We start from the raw sequence: 19,594 nt of genomic DNA, 5'->3' as shown, positions 1-19,594 counted from the left end.
TTTTTTATTGAAATAATTTTTTATCAAAAACCATTGCGATAGCGTTAGCATGACGTTTTTTAGAACGTTCATAACTTCCTGCTGCTGGAGCACTGTATGCTTTTGGTGATGCTAATCTTAATTTTACTAAATCAAAATTCATCAACATATAGCTATAAGCTCCCATGTTTTTAGGTTCTTCTTGTGCCCAAACGTAATCATCCACATTTGGATAACTGTCGATAATTGCTTTGATTTGGTCCACAGCTAATGGGAATAATTGCTCTAAACGAACCACTGCCACATCATTTCTACCTAATTCAGCACGTTTTGCAATAATATCATAATAGAATTTACCTGTACAGAATACTAACGTTTTAACCGCTTTTTTATCTGTTACGTTTGGATCATCTAATACTTCTTGGAATTGTCCGTTTGCTAAATCATCCATTGAAGAAACTACATCTGGATGACGTAATAAACTTTTTGGAGAAAACACTACTAATGGCTTACGGAATTCTGTTTTTAATTGTCTTCTCATTAAGTGGAAGAAGTTGGCTGGCGTAGTTACATCGGCAATGTACATGTTGTGTTTTGCACATAACTGTAAGTAACGCTCCATACGAGCTGATGAGTGCTCTGCTCCTTGGTTTTCATAACCGTGAGGTAGCAACATTACCAATCCGTTTTGGTTGTTCCATTTATCTTCACCTGCTGAAATGTATTGGTCAATCATAATTTGAGCGCCGTTAGAGAAATCTCCAAACTGTGCTTCCCAAATTACTAAAGATTTTGGTGATGCTAAAGCATATCCGTACTCAAAACCTAAAACTCCATATTCTGAAAGGTGTGAATTGTAGATATAAAAGTTTCCTTTTTTATCTTTTATTTTATCTAAAAGAATTACTTCTTCTTCTGAATCTTCAACTTTAACAACAGCATGACGGTGTGAGAATGTTCCACGTTCCACATCTTGCCCTGAAATACGTACGTCAAAACCTTCTTTTAGTAATGAACCATAAGCTAATAATTCGCCCATCGCCCAATCTAATTTATTGGTTTCAACCATGTTTTTTCTATCCCCGATTAACTTCGTAATCTTACTGATAAATTTCTTGTCAGATGGAAGTTGGGTAATCGTATCAGCGATTTCTGCTAATTGATTTTTATCAAACTTAGTGTCAAATTTTTGAAGCATTACATCATCCGAAACTTGTTTGTAACCTTCCCACTCATTCTCCATGAACGGTGTAATTACAGTTAAGTCTTTCTTACGTGAAGCTTCTAAATTTTCATCTAATTTTGCTTTGTATGCTTCTTCCAATTCTTTTACAAAGCTAGCCGAAATAACGCTTTCTTGAACTAATTTTTCAGCGTAGATATCTCTTGGGTTTTTATGTTTTGAAATCGCTTTGTATAAAATTGGTTGGGTAAAACGAGGCTCATCACCTTCGTTGTGACCGTATTTTCTATATCCTAATAAATCGATGAAAACGTCAGTTCCAAATTCCATACGATAATCTAAAGCAAACAACATTGCATGAACTACCGCTTCTGCATCGTCTGCATTAACGTGTAAAACTGGCGATAAAGTTACTTTAGCTACATCTGTACAATACGTTGACGAACGTGCATCTAAATAATTAGTTGTAAATCCGACTTGATTATTGATTACTAAATGGATTGTTCCACCTGTTTTGTAACCATCTAACTTCGCCATTTGAATGATTTCATACACAATACCTTGACCTGCTACCGCAGCATCACCGTGAACAGCGATTGGTAATACTTTTGAAAAATCATTTGGATAATTTCTATCTTGTTTTGCTCTTGTGATTCCTTCAATAACAGCACCTACTGTTTCTAAGTGGGAAGGGTTTGGAGCTAAATTTAAGTTGATTTTTTTACCTGAATCCGTTAATCTGTCAGAAGTCAACCCTAAGTGATATTTTACGTCACCATCAAAGTTAGCGTCTTCATCGTAGTCTTTTCCGTCGAATTCAGAGAAGATATTTTGTGTATTTTTTCCAAAGATGTTGGCTAATACATTCAAACGACCTCTGTGTGCCATTCCCATTACGAATTGTTCAACACCTTTGTCAGCAGCAGCTTCTACTAAAGCGTCTAAAGCAGGAATAACTGCTTCACAACCTTCTAAAGAGAAACGTTTTTGACCAACATATTTAGTATGCAAGAAGTTCTCGAAAGAAACCGCTTCGTTTAATTTTTTAAGGATATGTTTTTTCTTATCTGTTGAAAAGTTTGGTAAATTGTCGTTAATGTCTAAACGATTTTTAATCCATTCTAATTTGTGTGGCTCTCTGATGTACATGTACTCCACTCCGATAGATTGGCAATATACATTTTCTAAATGCTTGATAATATCAGCCAAAGTACAAGGCTTCATGTTCACCATTTTAGCAGCATCAAAAACTGTATTCAAATCGGCTTGCGATAATCCGAAATTTTCAAGAGCTAAAGAAGGTCCGTGAAGTCTTCTGTCTCTTACTGGATTTGTTTTTGTGAATAAATGTCCGCGAGTTCTATATCCTTCGATTAATTTTAGAACATTGAACTCTTTTTGCATTTTTTCAGAAATTTCACCTGAATCACCCGAAGCTACTTGAACTACTTGTGCGGCAAATTCTTCAGAACCATAACCTGCTTGTGCGAAGTCAAATCCTTGAAAAAAACTTCTCCAGCTTGGCTCTACGCTATCTGGATTTTGTAAATATTGTTCGTATAAATCTGCAAAAAAAGCAGTGTGTGCAGCGTTTAAAAAGGAAAACCTATCCATATTGTGTTGTCTGAAAGACCTTTTAATTAAAAATTTTACGCAAAAGTAAAACATTTTATGATAATCTTTCAAGGATTTTTATACTTTTATAACATTAATTTTTTGAAAATCGAATTATGAAAAAGAATTCTGTAATGAATTTAACATTTTTGTTAACTATTGTGTTTTTATTTTGTTTCAATTCTGAAATTTCTGCACAAGAAGACACCGAAATGAAAGCAAAAAGTGATTTCTGGAGTCATGTACAATTTGGAGGCGGTTTCGGTTTAGGTCTAGGGAATGGTTATGCAGATATTATGGTTGCTCCAAGCGCAGTTTATAACTTTAATCATTATGTTTCAGCTGGTTTAGGAGCTCAATATAGTTATGTAAAGCAAAAAGATTTTTATAACGCAAACTTATATGGTGGAAGTTTAATCGCGCTGTTTCATCCTATTGAGGAATTACAATTATCAACTGAATTAGAGCAATTAAGGGTTAATAGAACTTTTGAAGATTCTTATGGAAGTGATAAACAAGATTTTTGGAATACAGCTTTGTTTTTAGGAGCAGGTTATCGCAATGAAAATGTAACTTTCGGAATTCGATACAATGTTTTGCACAAAGACAGAGATAATATTTATGCCGAGGCGTTTATGCCTTTTGTGAGAATTTATTTTTAATACTTATTACGAAACCAAACCTTAATAAATTTGATTTAGATTATTCATTCTTTAAATATTTTTTTTGTAACAACTTCTCCATTTTTGTTTGTGAAATTAACAAAGTAAATCCCTGACTTTAGGTGTGATAAATTTATTTCATTGTTGTTATACAATTCTTTAACAACTAAACGACCTAAATTGTCATATATCTCAATTTTAGATATGTCAAAATTTAACAAACTAATATACAATAAATCTTTAACAGGATTTGGATACAAATTAACTTTGTTTGAATATATGAAATTTTCGGTTGCTAAAATTTGAGGCGAAATTTTAGCAATCCATACTTTGTTAAAATTAGATGGATTACTTGATATTATATCACCGTTTGTAGACCTAGCATCACACAAAATAATTAAACCATTATCTGAGGTAAAATCTACACTTGTTCCAAAATCTTCCGCTGTTCCTCCAAAAGTATATTTAGAAATAAGATTGCCATTTTGATCAAGATGATCTATTTCAATATTTGTATTGTATTGAGAAGCATATGTATAATCGCTTCCAATAATCGAAATATGATCGTTAGAAGGATTTATTTTCATTTGCGAAAATTGTGTCCCCCAATGACTTGGCAAAGATTTATTCCAAATTATATTGCCTGAATTATTTAATTTAAGAAATCTCCATGCCCCACCATATGAAAAATTTCCACTGTTACCAACACTAGTTCCACCGCCAATAATGTACCCACCATCTAAAGTTTGTACTATTCCTGTTATCAAATCCATATATTGGCCTCCAAAAGATTTTTGCCATTCAAGAGTTCCTAAGTTATTTATTTTTACAATCCAAAAATCATAATTACCATAATAAGAAGTTACATAACCATTAGTAGAATTTGAGTGACCACCAACTATATAACCACCGTCGACTGTTTGAATAATTTCTATTGGATAATCATGATATGTGCCTCCAAAACATTTTTGCCACTCAATTGTACCCAATGTATCTATTTTTACAATCCAATAATCATTATTTCCTCCACAACTAAGTCCATTTAGGTCACCATTAATTGATTCTGAATTTGATGCAAAAACATAACCCCCATCAGTAGTTTGAATAATGGATCTTCCTAAATCTGTACTAGTTCCGCCAAAACATTTTTGCCACTGTATTATTCCAAGATTATTTAGTTTAACTACCCAAACATCTTGAGTATTACTACCAAAGGGTAAACCATGATGACCACTTACATCACCATCGTTTGATTGAGTTGAAGCAATAAGTATATAGCCGCCATCATTAGTTTGTTTAATATCAACAGCGTCTTCATTACCACTTCCGCCTATTGATCTTTCCCAAATTACATTTCCATTGTTATCTAACTTTACTAATTTACAATTTGCGTCTTTTGTACTTAAAACCAAGTAGCCATTATCACTAGTGGCAAGGATTTTTTTAGGTCGATTACCTGGATAACTATTATTACTAAATAATTGCCATTGAATCAAAGGTGATTGAGAAAATGCTAAAGAAAAATTTAAAAGGAAAAATAAAAAGTAATTTTTCATATTTTTGATTAATATATAGACAACAAAAGATAGTTTCAAAGGCTAAGCTTAAATCATTATTTCCAACACTCAATTCTCATAATACTTTCTGCATATTAATGTTAGTGTTTTATATTTAAAAATTTTAAGCCACTAATTTAAGAATTTTGATGAAAATATATAGGTCTAATTCCAAACCAATAGGTGTTTATAATTGCTAAATGATTAGTGTTTCATATAAAAATCAAATATACTAAAATATTTTTAATATTTATTACGAAACCAAACCTTTTGCCACTCCCGTTTTAAGACTAAAAAAGCTACTTGTTCTGACAATTCAACCAAATCAGAACCATCTAATTTTTTGATTTGCTCTTCTGGAACATCGATGATGTATAGTAAATTCAAATATTCAGCAAATTTGTATTGAATGAGTTTGTATATTTTCTCTTGAACCAAATTCTTAAATTCAAACGGAAAAATACTTGTTGGTACATCTAAAGATTCATTCGCCAAAGCAAAATCTTTATTCACTTGCTCAATTAGTTTAAAGTACAAATGTTCTTCCTCGGCTTGCGAAATTATAGCATCAATATTTGTAGGTGGATTATACATTTCTTCCCATTAAATTTTCGCCAAAAGCTTTTAAAATGGCTTTCTTTTCAGATTCGATATCCATTTTTTCTAGAGTTTCAAATGCTTTAAAAGTAAAGTCTTGAATCGCTTTTTTAGTAGCTTCGCTTGCACCAGAAGCATTAAAAATGGATTTTACAGATTCAATTTTATCATTATTATCTGTTGGTTGAATCGAAAATAAATGCAACAATTGTTGTTTTTCTTCTGGTTTTGAAAACTCAATTGCTTTTAAATATAAATAGGTTTTTTTATTTTCAATAATGTCTCCACCCACTTGTTTTCCAAAGGTTTCTGGATTACCGAAAGCATCTAAATAATCATCTTGTAATTGAAATGCGATACCTAAATTTAATCCAAAATCATAAATCAAATCTGCATTTTCATCAGAAGTTTCGGCTACAATTGCTCCCATTTTCATAGCAGCACCAACTAAAACAGCGGTTTTGTATTCAATCATTTTTAGGTATTCAGGAACTGTAACATCGTCACGCAATTCAAAATCTACATCATATTGTTGTCCTTCACAAACTTCTAAAGCCGTTTTGCTGAATAATTTGGCTAATTTTTGAAATGTTTTAGGCTCATAATTTTCAAAGAATTGATACGCTAAAATCAACATCGCATCACCTGATAAAATTCCGGTATTCAAATCCCATTTTTCATGAACGGTTTGATTGCCTCTTCGTAAAGGCGCATCATCCATAATATCGTCGTGAATTAATGAAAAATTGTGAAACACCTCAACCGCAGTAGCTGCCGGAATCGCTTTTTCACAATCTACATTAAAAACTTCGCTTGCCATTAAAGTCAAAACGGGACGCATTCTTTTTCCACCAAGCGATAAAATATACTCGATAGGTTCGTATAAATTTTTAGGCTCTTTATTAGCAACGATTTGAGAAAAATGATTGGTCATTTTCTCCTGATAGTACGATATAGAATGCATTGTTTAGAAATTTTTGCTAAAATACTTTAATATTCTGAAACGACACGAATATATCAAATGTTAAATTTATGTAAAAACAACGGAAACTATTTTGGTGTTAAAAGTTTCCTACATACATTTGTACCCGAAAATAAAATCCCAAAATGCGATTTTACTATAAAAATGAAAGATAAAATTATAAATAAAGCAAAAGAAATGTTTTTGAGACTTGGTTTCAAGAGCATTACTATGGATGATATTGCTTGCGAAATGTGCATTTCAAAAAAAACGATTTACAAATATTTTAGCAATAAAGATGTTTTAATTGAACAAAGTGTTGAAATGGTCCACAAAGAAGTTCATGAAACGATTGATAAAATTGTATCTAAAAACTTTAACGCTATTGAAGAAAATTTCGAAATCAAAAGAATGTTTAGAGAAATGTTCAAATCAGCTGAATCATCTCCAATTTATCAGTTAAAAAAACACTATCCAGAAATTTACGACAAAGTATTAACCCAACAAGTAAGCATTTGTGAAGATTGTTTTAGACAAAACATTATTAAAGGTATTAATGAAGGTTTATATCGAGAAAATTTAGATGTGGACAACTATGTGAAATTTTATTACACACTAATTTTCAATATTAACGAGAACACTATGTTAGAAAATGATGCACATGAATTAGAAGTAAAAGCTTTGGAATATCACATTAGAGCAATGGCAACATTAGCTGGAATTATTGAATTAGAAAAACACCTTAAAAACCCAATTATATAAACAATGAAGAACACAATCCTCATAACATTATTAACTTTTACACTGTCGGTAAGTGCGCAAGAAGTAGCACCACTAACATTAAAAGATGCTATCACTTTTGCACTTGAGAACAAAGCAGAAGCTAAGAAAGCAAAATTAGAAGTAGAAAATAGCGAGTATAAAATTCAAGAAGTTCGTTCGAGAGCTTTACCGCAAATTTCGGCTAATGGAAGTTTGAATTATAACCCAATTTTACAAACAACAGTAATTGATGGAGATAATTTTGGAGCACCAGGTACAACAATTCAAGCAGCTTTTGGTCAAAAATGGAATTCTGGAGCTGGCATTTCTTTGAATCAAGCTTTGTTTGATCAATCGGTTTTTACAGGGTTAAAAGCTGCCAAATCTACAAGAGAGTTTTATCAAATTAACGAACAATTAACCGAAGAGCAGGTTATTGAACGTGTTGCAAATGCCTATTATCAAGTATATGTGCAACAACAAAAACTTATTGTAGTTGATAATAACTTGAAAAACACAAACAAAGTAAAAGACATCATCAAAGGGCAATATGATAATGGTTTGGCTAAAAAAATCGATTATGACAGAATTACAGTTCGTGTCAACAATATCAATTCACTTCGTCAGCAAATTTTAAATGCAATTTCGCTTCAAGAAAATGCGTTGAAATTTTATATGGGAATGCCAATGGAAAACAAAATCATTATTCCTAATACTGCTTTTGAAGTTACACCACAAGACTTATCATCAACAGCTGATGTTACTGGAAGAACAGAATATTTGTTACTTAAAAAACAAGAACAATTATTAACGTACCAAAAAAAGGCGGTTCAAGCGGCATATTATCCAACACTTTCATTAACCGGAAGTTACAACTATATTGGTCAAGGTCCTGAAATGCCATTATTTGCAAAACCAGCTGATGGTGTTTATTGGTCAGACTATGCTTCAATTGGTTTAAATTTAAGAGTACCACTTTTTGCGGGATTTGGAACAAGAGCAAAAGTAAGACAAGCAAACAACGCATTAAGTTCTTTAAAAGTAGATCTTGATGACACCAAATTAGCTTTGGATTTAGCGTTTGATAATGCAAAAAAGCAACTTGAAAACAGTTTGATAACCATCAACAATCAAAAAGAAAATGCTCAACTTGCGCAAGAAGTTTTCAACAACACCAATAATAATTACACACAAGGTTTAGCATCTTTAACCGATTTATTGGATGCAGAAAACGCCTTGGTTGAAGCACAAAACAATTATACAACTGCTATTTTAGAATATAAACTAGCTGAAATTCAATTCATAAAATCTAAAGGAGAACTAAAAAACTTATTAAACTAATAAACAAATGAAAAAAATAATTTATATCGTTTTAGGTGTAGGAATAGTAGGAGCTGCTGTTGTAACTCTTATGAACAACAAAAAACAAAATGAAGCAGATACAGCAATTGTAGCTCAAGAAAATAGTAGTGTTGCTGTACGTGTTGCTACAGTTGAAACAAATCCTGTTGAAGATACTTTTTTTGCTAACGGAAACTTCTCACCCGATCAAGAATTAGAAATGGCTGCAGAACGATCTGGAAAAGTAATTTCGGTTTTGGTTAAAGAAGGGGATAGAGTAGCAAAAGGTCAAACTATTGCTATCATTAGAGGTGATGTTGTTAATGTAGAGGCAGAAACAGCTAATGCTAATTATCAAAACGCTCTTAACGATTACAACCGATTCGAAAGTGCTTACAAAACTGGAGGAGTTACAAAACAACAATTAGATCAAGCTAGAATCAACATGATTAACGCTAAATCTAGATTAACTCAAGCTAATATTAATGTTGGTGACACAAGAGTTAAAGCTCCTTTCGGAGGAATTATCAATAAAAAATTCATTGAAGTTGGAGCTATATTGAGCGCTATGCCACCAACAAAAATGTTTGAAATTGTAAATACAAGCTCGTTAAAACTGAAAGTAAATGTTAGTGAGCGTCAAGTGGCACAATTAAAAATTGGTTCGGTTGTAAAAGTAAAAGCAAGTGTTTTTCCTGACAAGGAATATACTGGAAAAGTAACTTTTATTGCTTCAAAAGCAGATACTTCTCTAAACTTCCCTATTGAAGTGGCAATTACAAACAATGCTAATAACGAAATAAAAGCGGGAATGTATGGTTCTGTAGTTTTTGGTGCTCCAGAAGGAAAACAACCTGAATTGATGACAATTCCAAGAAGTGCCTTTGTAGGAAGTGTTAGTAGCAACCAAGTTTATGTTGTGGAAAAAGACATTGCCGTTATGAAAAAAGTAGTAGCCGGAAGAGTTTTTGGAGATAAAGTTGAAATCTTAAGCGGCTTAAACAATGGGGATGTTGTAGTAACAAGTGGTCAAATAAACTTAAGTGATAGCACTAAAGTTTCTATAGTAAAATAATAAAAAGACGCTTACTTAAAACCGATTATATGAAAATTGTAGATATATCAATTAAAAGACCTTCTATGGTTATCGTACTTTTTACGATACTATTATTAGGTGGACTATATAGTTATAAACAGTTGAGTTATGAGTTAATTCCAAAATTTGAAATGAACGTTGTAACCGTTTCAACTGTTTATCCTGGAGCTTCTCCAAGTGAAGTAGAAAACACCGTAACCAAGAAAATTGAGGATGCGGTTTCTACCATGGAGAACATCAAAAAATTAGAATCAAAGTCATACGAAAGTTTATCGGTAGTAATGATTACATTAACCGCTGATGCGGATGCCGATTATTCTTTAAATGATGCTCAACGTAAAATCAATGCAGTTTTAAAAGACTTACCTGACGATGTTGATCCGCCTTCATTAAGTAAATTCTCTTTGAGCGATTTACCAATTATGACCATTGGAGCAACAGCAAGCATGGATGAAATTGCTTTTTATGACTTGTTAGATAAAAAAATTCAACCAATTGTTTCTCGTGTTCCTGGTGTGGCACAAGTTAACTTAGTTGGTGGTGAAGAAAGAGAAATTAAAGTAAGCTTAGATGCAACTAAATTACAAGGATTTGGATTATCAGTTCCTCAGGTGCAACAAGCTGTTTTATCTTCAAACTTAGATTTCCCTACAGGTAATATTAAAACTAGAGAAAACAGTACAACCATTCGTTTATCTGGAAAATATAAATCAGTTGAAGAATTACGAAATTTAGTTGTTGCTTCAAACAATGGCGTTCAAGTACGTTTGGGTGATGTGGCCGATGTTCAAGATGCCCAAAAAGACGTAACTAAAATCTCAAGAATTAACGAGAAAGGATCAATCCTTTTACAAGTTATTAAACAATCAGATGCAAATGCCGTTGAAGTTAGTAAAAAAGTAAAAGAAGCAATTGCTAAAATTGAACAAGATTATGCAAAATCAAACTTAAAATTAAAAGTTGCAAACGATAGTAGTGAATTTACCTTAACTGCTGCCGATAATGTAATGCACGATTTATTTCTTGCTATCTTTTTAGTTGCATTAGTAATGTTATTCTTCTTACACAGTTTACGTAATGCTGCTATCGTAATGGTATCGATTCCAGCTTCGTTGATTGCTACTTTTATTGGAATTTCATTAATGGGATATACGTTAAACTTGATGAGTTTACTTGGACTTTCATTGGTAGTAGGTATCTTAGTAGACGACGCGATTGTAGTATTGGAAAACATCCACCGTCACATGGAAATGGGTAAAAATAAAGTTCGCGCTGCTTACGATGGTGCGGCTGAAATTGGATTTACCGTTACCGCTATTACTTTAGTTATCGTGGTGGTATTCTTACCAATTGCCATGAGTACTGGATTAGTTTCTGACATCATTACGCAATTTAGTGTTACAGTAATTATTGCTACATTATTGTCGTTATTGGCTTCCTTTACTATTGTGCCTTGGTTATTCTCACGTTACGGAAAATTAGAACATTTAAATAAAGAATCGTTTTTTGGAAAAATTATTTTAGGTTTTGAAAACTACCTAGATAAATTCACTCACAAAGTAACAGACATTTTAACTTGGTCTTTAAATTACAAAAAAACAACGTTAGCAATCGTTACTGTTATTTTCTTTGGTTCAATTTTCGGACTATTAGGAGGTGGATTTATTGGTGGTGAGTTCTTCTCTAAAACCGATAAAGGCGAATTCTTAGTTCAAATTGAAATGCCAAAAGATGTTTCTGTTGAGCAAACCAATTTTATGACTCAAAAAGCGGAAGCTTATCTAAAAAAAGATAAAAATATCGTTGATATGATTACCACAGTAGGTCAAACTAGTGAAGGTATGGGAGCTACGCAATCTACTGCTTACAAAGCTGAAATTTTGATTTCTTTGGTTGAAAAAGCAAAACGTGATGACAACTCGTTTATATATGCAGCTAAAATCAAACGTCAATTAGAAAAAGAATTAGTAGGAGCTAAAGTAAAAACAGTTCCTATGGGATTAGAAGGTGCCGCTAAAGCTCCAATTGCTTTAACTGTAACAGGTCCAAATTTTGATGATGTAATGCTATTTGCTCAAAAAGCAGCTGCTGAATTGAAAAAAGTGCCAGGAGCATCAGAAGTAAAACTAACTTCAGAAGCTGGTAATCCTGAAATTAAAGTTCAGGTGGATCGTGATAAAATGGCAGCATTAGGATTAAACCTTCAAACAGTTGGTTTAACAATGCAAACCGCTTTCAACGGAAATACTGATGGAAAATTTAGAGCAGGAGAATATGAATATGATATTAACATCAGATTCAATGAATATGATCGTTCTAACATTAATGATGTAAACAATCTGATTTTCGTAAACAACATGGGACAACAAATCAAATTATCTCAATTTGCAGAGGTAATTGAAAGTTCAGGTCCAAGTATGTTAGAAAGAAGAGATAAAAGTACTTCGATTACAATTGAAGCACAATCTGTAGGTAGACCTTCAGGTACCATTGCAACTGAATGGGAAACAGTATTCTCAAAAATGGAACGTCCAACAGGAGTTAACTATGTTTGGGGTGGAGATATGGAAAACCAAACAGAAGGTTTTGGGACTTTAGGAATTGCGTTACTTGCTGCTATTATCTTAGTTTACTTAGTCATGGTTGCTTTGTATGATGACTTTGTTACACCTTTTGTAGTATTGTTCTCTATTCCGTTATCGTTTATTGGAGCGTTATTTGCTTTGGCATTAACTAATAATTCACTTAACATTTTCACTATTTTAGGTATTATTATGTTAATTGGATTAGTTACGAAAAATGCAATTTTATTAGTTGACTTTGCTAATCACAGAAAAGATGCTGGAGAATCAACATTCAATGCATTAGTTCAGGCAAACCATGCTCGTTTACGCCCAATATTAATGACAACAATTGCTATGGTAATAGGGATGATTCCTATTGCACTTGCTAAAGGTGCTGCAGCAGAGATGAATAATGGTTTAGCTTGGGTAATTATTGGTGGTCTGATTTCCTCTTTATTCTTAACTTTAATTGTGGTCCCAGTTGTTTATGCTATTGTTGATAGCATTAGAGTGAAACTAGGAAGAGATGTTAAAGTAGATTATGGCAGTTTAATGAAAGCTGATTATGTTCATAAAGAATTAAGTGAGGATGGTTTTACACCCAAACATGAAATTTAAATCAAGTATGTAACCAAAAAAGTCCCGATGAAAATCGGGACTTTTTTATTAGTTTAAAAAAAATTATTTAGTTACTAAATAATCATTGTTTAATTTTTTTACGGATGCGATTCTGCTATTAGCAAATTCAACTTTACTTAATGAACCTGAGTTCCAAAAAGTCCAAGTGCCAACTTTTTCTCCATTTTTATATTCTCCTGAAGCTTGTTTTGTACCATCTTCATTATAAGAAACCCATTTTCCATCAAGTTTTCCATCTACATAAGAACCTTCTTGTTTTACTTGACCATTATCATAATAATATGTTGCTTGTATTGTGTTGTCGTCTGTAGCAACAAATTTTGGTTTTACATCTTGAGCAAAAAACACTCCAGAAACCAATAACATCCCAGAAATCACTAAATTTTTCATATACATTTATTTATTGGGTTAATAATTACATAACAAATATATATTAATTTTTACAATAAAAAAACTTTTAGTTAACAATTTGGTAACATTGGATAAAAACTTAACATTGAAAAAGCCAATACATTACGCATTGGCTTTAAAATAAGTTATAAAAAACGGGAAATTATTTTACTAAACTATCTAATAATTCTACTAGTGCAGCTGAAGAAGGTCTTGGTGCATCAGATTTTACAACTTTTCCAGTTGGGTCAATTAATATAAATCTTGGGATAGAATTAATTCCAAATGCTTTGATGAAATCTGAATTCCAGTTTTTGTCTGCAAATAATTGGATACCACCTAATTCTTTGTCAGTTACAAATTTTTGCCATTTCTCATGATCTTTGTCAACATCTACAGAAATGCTTACAAATTCAATATTTTTCCCATGATATTTTTCTTCCACTTTTTTCAAATGAGGAATTTCTGCTCTACATGGACCACACCATGTTGCCCAAACATCAATGTAAACATATTTTCCTCTCAAGTCTTCTAACTTAGTTTTTCCTCCTTTATGATTTTCATAATCAAACGAAGCAGCTTGAGTTCCTTCAGTTTTTTTAGCTTCAGCTTTTTGATTATAGTATTGTAAAAGCATAACAGATTCTTGTAAAATCATTGGTTTGTATATGCCAACAAATTTTTCATTCAATCCATTGCCTTCTAATTTAGCCAAATCATCTGTTTTCTTTTTGTCTAAAGCGGCTTTAAAAATCGTTTCATCTTTTTCTAGCAAATTTTCTAATTCCATTTCAAATGTTTCATCAGAAAGAGCTTTTTGCGCTAAATAATTATTTTCTTTTTCTCCTTTACCTTTATAAACAATAGTTTCATCAAATTCTTTAGCGTCCATATTCAATTTTAAATCATCGCCATCTTTCAAATATAGCATTGAAGATTCTACACCATCATTAAATTGGTGTAATCCTTCAGTTATATCAAAACTAGATTCAAAAACGCCTTTTTTGTTTACAGGAATTTTGTGTTTAAATTTTTTAGGGCCATAAATTGTCAGTGTGTCTGAGTTTCTGTTTTCTATTTTGGCAAAAAACGTAACTTTTCCAGTGTTTTGAGCAAAAGAAAAACAAACAAATAGTAGTAGTAAATAGGTGATTTTTTTCATAAAAATGTAAATAAGGTTTGTGTAAAAATAAGGTAATATTTTATAAAACTAAAGAAACCATTTAAAATTGTAATTATAATTATCTTATTAGACTATAAATTTTCTTTTTTGTTATTACTTTTGCATAAAATTTTTTAGAAATGTACAGAAGTCATAACTGTGGAGAATTGAATGCTTCACATATCAATACAGAAGTTACCCTTGCAGGTTGGGTTCAAAAATCAAGAGATAAAGGTTTTATGATTTGGGTCGATTTACGTGATCGATACGGAATTACCCAATTAATTTTCGACGAACAAAGAACTGATAAAGCCGTTTTTGAAAAAGCAAAATCACTTGGTAGAGAGTTTGTAATTCAAGTAAAAGGAACTGTTATTGAGCGTGAGTCTAAAAACGCAAATATGGCAACTGGTGATGTTGAAATTTTAGTTGCAGAACTAACTATTTTAAACGAAGCGCAATTACCTCCATTTACTATCGAAGACGAAACGGATGGTGGTGAAGACATTCGTATGAAATACCGTTATTTAGACATCAGAAGAAATCCAGTTAAAAACAACTTATTATTCCGTCATAAAGTTTCTATGGAAGTTAGAAAATATCTTTCTGACCAAGGTTTTTGTGATGTAGAAACACCTTATTTAATTAAATCTACTCCAGAAGGCGCTCGTGATTTTGTGGTGCCAAGTAGAATGAATGAAGGACAATTTTATGCCTTACCTCAATCGCCACAAACGTTCAAACAGTTGTTGATGGTAGGTGGAATGGATAAATATTTCCAAATTGTGAAATGTTTCCGTGACGAAGATTTACGTGCTGACCGTCAACCAGAATTTACACAAATTGATTGTGAAATGGCTTTCGTGGAGCAAGAAGATATTTTAGATATGTTCGAAGGTTTAACACGTCATTTACTTAAAGAAATCAAAGGAATTGAAGTTGATAAATTCCCAAGAATTACCTACGATTACGCAATGAAAACCTACGGAAATGACAAACCAGACATTCGTTTTGAAATGAAATTTGGCGAGTTAAATACTGTAGCTCAACATAAAGATTTTCCAGTATTCAATTCAGCAGAATTAGTTGTCGGAATTGCTGCGCCAGGTTGTGCAAATTATACAAGAAAAGAAATTGATGCTTTAATTGATTGGGTAAAACGTCCACAAATTGGAGCATCGGGAATGGTATATGTAAAATGTGAAGAAGATGGAACTTTCAAATCATCAGTAGATAAATTCTACGATCAAGAAGATTTGAAAAAGTGGGCCGAAATTACCAATGCAAAACCAGGCGATTTAATCTTAATCCTATCTGGAAACGCAAACAAAGTTAGAATACAATTATCGACTTTAAGAATGGAAGTTGCTACACGTTTAGGTTTGAGAAAATCTGATGAGTTTGCGCCATTATGGGTTGTAGATTTTCCATTATTAGAATGGGATGAAGAAAGTGAAAGATATCACGCAATGCACCATCCTTTTACATCACCAAAACCAGAAGATATGGCATTAATCGAAACCGAACCAGGAAAAGTTAGGGCTAATGCTTACGATATGGTTTTAAACGGAAACGAAATTGGTGGAGGTTCTATTCGTATTCATGATAGAGATTTACAAAGCAGAATGTTCTCTTTGCTTGGATTTACACCAGAGCAAGCAGAAGCTCAGTTTGGATTTTTAATGAATGCATTTCAGTTTGGAGCACCGCCTCACGGAGGATTAGCTTTTGGATTGGATAGATTGGTTTCTATTTTAGGAGGACAAGAAACAATTCGCGATTTTATTGCTTTCCCTAAAAATAATTCAGGTAGAGATGTAATGATTGATGCGCCATCAGTAATTGATGATTCGCAGTTGAATGAATTGCATATTAAAGTAGATGTGAAATAATCAAACCATCTGAAAATCAATAAATTTTAAATATTTTTTAGCTTTTTCTTTTTTATTTCTTAAATAAGTATATCTTTGAAGTATTATTAATTTTTTACAATACAAAATGAGAACAGGTAAAGTTAAGTTCTTCAATGAATCAAAAGGTTACGGTTTTATTACAGATGATGAAACTGGAAAAGACATTTTCGTACACGCAAGCGGAATGAAAGTTGAATCTTTAAACGAAGGTGATAGCGTAAGTTACGAAGAAGAAGAAGGAAGAAAAGGAATTGTAGCAACTAATGTTGTTGTGAATAGCTAATAAGTTATCCCTTTTTTAAAAAACGCTCAAATATATTTTGAGCGTTTTTTTTATACCTATTATTTAGAATAAGTATAAATAAAATTATTTCCACAAAACATAATGCTAATTTGTTGTATAAATTTTGCTATTTAGTAATAGCAACTTTATATTTGTAGCTATTTTTAAATCCAAAAAAAATGCAAGCTTCACAACAAGATTTGATACCAATAATAATGCAGATTTTATTAGCAGTTGGTTTTGTAGGAGGAACAATTTTAATTTCAAATTTATTAGGGCCAAAACGATCTTCAGCAAACAAAGATAAAAGTTTTGAGTGCGGAATCGAGTCCGTAGGAAATGCTCGTATTCCTTTTTCTGTTAAGTACTTTTTAGTAGCTATCCTTTTTGTGTTATTTGATGTTGAGGTAATTTTTATGTATCCATGGGCGGTTAATTTCAAAGAAATGGGCGTTGATGGTTTACTAAAAATGGGCGTTTTTATGATTTTATTATTAATCGGCTTCTTTTATGTTATTAAGAAGAAAGCATTAGTTTGGGAATAAATTGATATCAAATGGAAAACGTATCTAAAACTAAAATGGTGGAAGCGCCAGAAGGAATTGCTGGTGAAGGATTCTTTGCTACAAGATTTGATAGTGTAATTGGATTGGCTAGAGCAAATTCATTGTGGCCATTGCCATTTGCTACATCATGTTGTGGGATTGAATTTATGGCAACTATGGCATCTCATTACGATTTAGCCCGATTTGGTTCTGAACGTGTAAGTTTTTCTCCAAGACAAGCAGATATGCTTTTGGTGATGGGAACTATTTCAAAAAAAATGGCGCCTATATTACGTCAAGTTTATGAACAAATGTCTGAACCTAGATGGGTGATTGCTGTTGGAGCTTGTGCTTCTTCAGGTGGAATTTTTGATACCTATTCTGTTTTACAAGGAATAGACAAAGTAATTCCTGTAGATGTTTATGTGCCTGGATGTCCTCCAAGACCAGAACAAATTGTTGATGGTGTAATGCATTTGCAAGAATTAGTAAAAAACGAATCTTCTAGAAGAAGAAATTCAGATGAATATAAAGAACTTTTAGCTTCTTATAATATAGAATAACTATGGCGCTAGATACCTTAGAAATACAAAATAAATTGCAAGAAGCTTTTGGACAAAAAGTGAATCATTTCAGAACAGAATATGGTGTTTTTGTGCTAGAAGCAGAAGCTAATTCAATTGTAGAGATTCTTCAATTTATGAAAGAAGATAAAACGCTTAACTTTCATTTCTTAACTGATTTATGTGGTGTTCACTACCCTGAAAATGAGAATAGCGAGCAATTTTGTGTGGTTTATCATTTACACAATTGGTTTACTAACACCAGAATTAGAGTAAAAACATTCATCAGCGGAACACAACCAGAATTACCATCAATAACTTCTCTTTTTGAATCTGCAAACTGGATGGAAAGAGAAACTTATGATTTTTATGGGATTATCTTCACAGGACATCCTAATCTAGTTAGAATCTTAAATATGGATGAAATGGTCTCTTTTCCGTTAAGAAAAGAATTTCCTATGGAGGATTCAGGAAGAACGGATAAAGACGATAGATTCTTTGGAAGAACCATTAACAATTGTTAAAAAAGAAAAAAATAGTAAACTATGTCTAATATAGTATTACCAGCTGAACATCGCTACAATAAAATAATTCAAGAGCGTCAAAATGAAGACGGAAGTGAATTGGCAATCCTTAATTTAGGACCAACTCACCCTGCAACTCACGGAATTTTTCAAAACATCCTATTAATGGATGGTGAACGAATTGTAGAAGCAGAACCAACTATTGGATACATTCACAGAGCTTTTGAAAAAATAGCTGAAAACAGACCTTTTTACCAAATTACACCACTTACAGATAGAATGAACTACTGTTCATCTCCTATTAATAATATGGCTTGGTGGATGACATTAGAAAAATTATTAAATATCGAAGTACCAAAACGTGCTCAATATTTAAGAGTTATTGTAATGGAATTAGCTAGAATTTCAGATCATATTATTTGTAACTCTATTCTTGGTGTTGATACAGGTGCTTATACAGGATTTTTATATGTTTTTCAATATAGAGAAAAAATATATGAAATCTATGAAGAAATTTGTGGCGCACGTTTAACTACAAATATGGGTAGAATAGGTGGATTTGAAAGAGATTGGAGCCCAAAAGCATTCGAAAAACTTGATGCTTTTCTTGAAGAGTTTCCTGCTGTTTGGCAAGAATTTGAAAATCTTTTCACAAGAAATAGAATTTTTATCGATAGAACAGTTAATGTAGGTGCAATTACTGCTGAAAAAGCAATGGCTTATGGTTTTACTGGGCCAAATTTAAGAGCTGCGGGTGTAGATTATGATGTACGTGTTGCGCAACCTTATAGTTCTTACGAAGATTTTGAATTTGATGTTCCTGTTGGTAAATCTGGTGATACATATGATAGATTCTGTGTTAGAAATGCAGAGGTGTGGGAATCACTAAAAATCATTCGCCAAGCATTAGAAAAAATGCCTGCGGGTAATGAATTTACTGCAGATGTACCAGCATATCACTTGCCTCCAAAAGAAGATGTTTATCAGGATATGGAAGCTTTAATTTACCATTTCAAGATAGTTATGGGAGAAGTTCCGGTTCCAGTTGCAGAAGTATATCATCCAGTTGAAGGCGGTAATGGAGAATTAGGTTTTTATTTAATTACAGATGGAAGTAGAACACCATATAGATTGCATTTTAGAAGACCTTGTTTTATTTATTATCAGGCTTATCCAGAAATGATAAAAGGTTCAATGCTTTCTGATGCCATTGTAATATTATCTAGTTTAAATGTGATTGCGGGAGAATTAGACGCATAA

The 19,594-nt window shown here is 32.3% G+C and carries 17 protein-coding genes; 11 read left to right on the top strand and 6 right to left on the bottom strand.

Going from position 1 to position 19,594, the window contains the following annotated elements:
• Positions 1-4: 4 nt before the first annotated feature.
• A complete protein-coding gene (locus tag G4L40_RS00835; protein ID WP_166235081.1) occupies positions 5-2,776 on the bottom strand; it encodes a 2-oxoglutarate dehydrogenase E1 component in 2,772 nt (923 codons plus the stop codon).
• 116 nt (positions 2,777-2,892) lie between these two features.
• Between G4L40_RS00835 and G4L40_RS00830 the strand changes: the two genes are divergently transcribed.
• Positions 2,893-3,438, top strand: a complete 546-nt coding sequence (locus G4L40_RS00830; RefSeq protein WP_166235079.1) for a hypothetical protein — start codon at positions 2,893-2,895, stop codon at positions 3,436-3,438.
• Positions 3,439-3,482: 44 nt separating this feature from the next.
• On the opposite strand, the gene G4L40_RS00825 is transcribed toward G4L40_RS00830, so the two are convergent.
• The 3 genes from G4L40_RS00825 to G4L40_RS00815 all read right to left on the bottom strand — a co-directional run bounded on the left by G4L40_RS00825 (position 3,483) and on the right by G4L40_RS00815 (position 6,555).
• Positions 3,483-4,994: a T9SS type A sorting domain-containing protein gene (locus tag G4L40_RS00825; RefSeq protein ID WP_166235077.1), complete on the bottom strand. Its 1,512-nt coding sequence runs from the start codon at positions 4,992-4,994 to the stop codon at positions 3,483-3,485.
• A gap of 243 nt (positions 4,995-5,237) precedes the next feature.
• Positions 5,238-5,588 (bottom strand): hypothetical protein, encoded by a 351-nt coding sequence (locus tag G4L40_RS00820; RefSeq protein ID WP_166235075.1) that lies wholly within the window; start codon positions 5,586-5,588, stop codon positions 5,238-5,240.
• On the bottom strand, positions 5,581-6,555 hold the full coding sequence (locus G4L40_RS00815; protein WP_166235073.1) for a polyprenyl synthetase family protein: 975 nt from the start codon (positions 6,553-6,555) through the stop codon (positions 5,581-5,583). Before G4L40_RS00815 ends, G4L40_RS00820 begins: the two co-directional genes overlap by 8 nt.
• Positions 6,556-6,717: 162 nt before the next feature.
• Between G4L40_RS00815 and G4L40_RS00810 the strand changes: the two genes are divergently transcribed.
• Genes G4L40_RS00810 through G4L40_RS00795 form a run of 4 tightly spaced genes read left to right on the top strand, consistent with a single transcriptional unit; the run spans position 6,718 to position 12,933 of the window.
• Positions 6,718-7,314, top strand: a complete 597-nt coding sequence (locus G4L40_RS00810) for a TetR/AcrR family transcriptional regulator (RefSeq protein WP_166235071.1) — start codon at positions 6,718-6,720, stop codon at positions 7,312-7,314.
• A gap of 3 nt (positions 7,315-7,317) precedes the next feature.
• Complete coding sequence (locus G4L40_RS00805; protein ID WP_166235062.1) at positions 7,318-8,655, top strand: TolC family protein; 1,338 nt, start codon at positions 7,318-7,320, stop codon at positions 8,653-8,655.
• Positions 8,656-8,662: 7 nt separating this feature from the next.
• A complete protein-coding gene (locus tag G4L40_RS00800) occupies positions 8,663-9,730 on the top strand; it encodes an efflux RND transporter periplasmic adaptor subunit (protein ID WP_166235060.1) in 1,068 nt (355 codons plus the stop codon).
• A 29-nt stretch (positions 9,731-9,759) separates the two neighbouring features.
• Positions 9,760-12,933 (top strand): efflux RND transporter permease subunit, encoded by a 3,174-nt coding sequence (locus G4L40_RS00795; RefSeq protein WP_166235058.1) that lies wholly within the window; start codon positions 9,760-9,762, stop codon positions 12,931-12,933.
• A 63-nt stretch (positions 12,934-12,996) separates the two neighbouring features.
• Here G4L40_RS00795 and G4L40_RS00790 read toward each other — a convergent pair whose 3' ends face one another.
• Entirely contained in the window at positions 12,997-13,344 is a 348-nt protein-coding gene (locus G4L40_RS00790) for a toxin-antitoxin system YwqK family antitoxin (protein WP_166235056.1), read from the bottom strand.
• Positions 13,345-13,507: 163 nt separating this feature from the next.
• On the bottom strand, positions 13,508-14,506 hold the full coding sequence (locus G4L40_RS00785) for a redoxin domain-containing protein (protein ID WP_166235054.1): 999 nt from the start codon (positions 14,504-14,506) through the stop codon (positions 13,508-13,510).
• A gap of 140 nt (positions 14,507-14,646) precedes the next feature.
• On the opposite strand from G4L40_RS00785, the gene aspS reads away from it, so the two are divergent.
• From aspS to nuoD, 6 genes are all read left to right on the top strand, one after another.
• Positions 14,647-16,398: an aspartate--tRNA ligase gene (aspS, locus tag G4L40_RS00780; protein ID WP_166235052.1), complete on the top strand. Its 1,752-nt coding sequence runs from the start codon at positions 14,647-14,649 to the stop codon at positions 16,396-16,398.
• A 106-nt stretch (positions 16,399-16,504) separates the two neighbouring features.
• Positions 16,505-16,702 carry a cold-shock protein gene (locus G4L40_RS00775; RefSeq protein WP_166235050.1) on the top strand — a complete coding sequence of 66 codons (198 nt, stop codon included), beginning with the start codon at positions 16,505-16,507 and terminating at the stop codon, positions 16,700-16,702.
• Positions 16,703-16,881: 179 nt separating this feature from the next.
• On the top strand, positions 16,882-17,247 hold the full coding sequence (locus G4L40_RS00770) for an NADH-quinone oxidoreductase subunit A (protein ID WP_166235048.1): 366 nt from the start codon (positions 16,882-16,884) through the stop codon (positions 17,245-17,247).
• A gap of 11 nt (positions 17,248-17,258) precedes the next feature.
• The gene (locus G4L40_RS00765; RefSeq protein ID WP_166235046.1) at positions 17,259-17,810 is read left to right on the top strand and encodes an NADH-quinone oxidoreductase subunit B; all 552 of its coding nucleotides are present in this window, start codon (positions 17,259-17,261) and stop codon (positions 17,808-17,810) included.
• A gap of 2 nt (positions 17,811-17,812) precedes the next feature.
• Entirely contained in the window at positions 17,813-18,334 is a 522-nt protein-coding gene (locus tag G4L40_RS00760) for an NADH-quinone oxidoreductase subunit C (RefSeq protein ID WP_166235044.1), read from the top strand.
• 21 nt (positions 18,335-18,355) lie between these two features.
• Positions 18,356-19,594, top strand: a complete 1,239-nt coding sequence (gene nuoD, locus G4L40_RS00755; RefSeq protein ID WP_166235042.1) for an NADH dehydrogenase (quinone) subunit D — start codon at positions 18,356-18,358, stop codon at positions 19,592-19,594.

The organism is Flavobacterium celericrescens (assembly GCF_011392075.1).
GTDB classification, from domain to species: Bacteria; Bacteroidota; Bacteroidia; order Flavobacteriales; family Flavobacteriaceae; genus Flavobacterium; species Flavobacterium celericrescens.
Note: the sequence above shows the minus strand (reverse complement) of the source record. Positions and strands in the feature narration are given on the sequence as shown.

What these genes read in the sequence shown, in the direction of transcription:
- nuoD (WP_166235042.1), top strand. Translation starts at nt 18,356, where the DNA reads ATGTCTAATATAGTATTACCAGCTGAACATCGCTACAATAAAATAATT.
- G4L40_RS00795 (WP_166235058.1), top strand. Translation starts at nt 9,760, where the DNA reads ATGAAAATTGTAGATATATCAATTAAAAGACCTTCTATGGTTATCGTA.
- G4L40_RS00790 (WP_166235056.1), bottom strand. Translation starts at nt 13,344, where the DNA reads ATGAAAAATTTAGTGATTTCTGGGATGTTATTGGTTTCTGGAGTGTTT.
- aspS (WP_166235052.1), top strand. Translation starts at nt 14,647, where the DNA reads ATGTACAGAAGTCATAACTGTGGAGAATTGAATGCTTCACATATCAAT.
- G4L40_RS00800 (WP_166235060.1), top strand. Translation starts at nt 8,663, where the DNA reads ATGAAAAAAATAATTTATATCGTTTTAGGTGTAGGAATAGTAGGAGCT.
- G4L40_RS00785 (WP_166235054.1), bottom strand. Translation starts at nt 14,506, where the DNA reads ATGAAAAAAATCACCTATTTACTACTACTATTTGTTTGTTTTTCTTTT.
- G4L40_RS00835 (WP_166235081.1), bottom strand. Translation starts at nt 2,776, where the DNA reads ATGGATAGGTTTTCCTTTTTAAACGCTGCACACACTGCTTTTTTTGCA.
- G4L40_RS00830 (WP_166235079.1), top strand. Translation starts at nt 2,893, where the DNA reads ATGAAAAAGAATTCTGTAATGAATTTAACATTTTTGTTAACTATTGTG.
- G4L40_RS00775 (WP_166235050.1), top strand. Translation starts at nt 16,505, where the DNA reads ATGAGAACAGGTAAAGTTAAGTTCTTCAATGAATCAAAAGGTTACGGT.
- G4L40_RS00815 (WP_166235073.1), bottom strand. Translation starts at nt 6,555, where the DNA reads ATGCATTCTATATCGTACTATCAGGAGAAAATGACCAATCATTTTTCT.
- G4L40_RS00825 (WP_166235077.1), bottom strand. Translation starts at nt 4,994, where the DNA reads ATGAAAAATTACTTTTTATTTTTCCTTTTAAATTTTTCTTTAGCATTT.
- G4L40_RS00820 (WP_166235075.1), bottom strand. Translation starts at nt 5,588, where the DNA reads ATGTATAATCCACCTACAAATATTGATGCTATAATTTCGCAAGCCGAG.
- G4L40_RS00805 (WP_166235062.1), top strand. Translation starts at nt 7,318, where the DNA reads ATGAAGAACACAATCCTCATAACATTATTAACTTTTACACTGTCGGTA.
- G4L40_RS00770 (WP_166235048.1), top strand. Translation starts at nt 16,882, where the DNA reads ATGCAAGCTTCACAACAAGATTTGATACCAATAATAATGCAGATTTTA.
- G4L40_RS00760 (WP_166235044.1), top strand. Translation starts at nt 17,813, where the DNA reads ATGGCGCTAGATACCTTAGAAATACAAAATAAATTGCAAGAAGCTTTT.
- G4L40_RS00765 (WP_166235046.1), top strand. Translation starts at nt 17,259, where the DNA reads ATGGAAAACGTATCTAAAACTAAAATGGTGGAAGCGCCAGAAGGAATT.
- G4L40_RS00810 (WP_166235071.1), top strand. Translation starts at nt 6,718, where the DNA reads ATGAAAGATAAAATTATAAATAAAGCAAAAGAAATGTTTTTGAGACTT.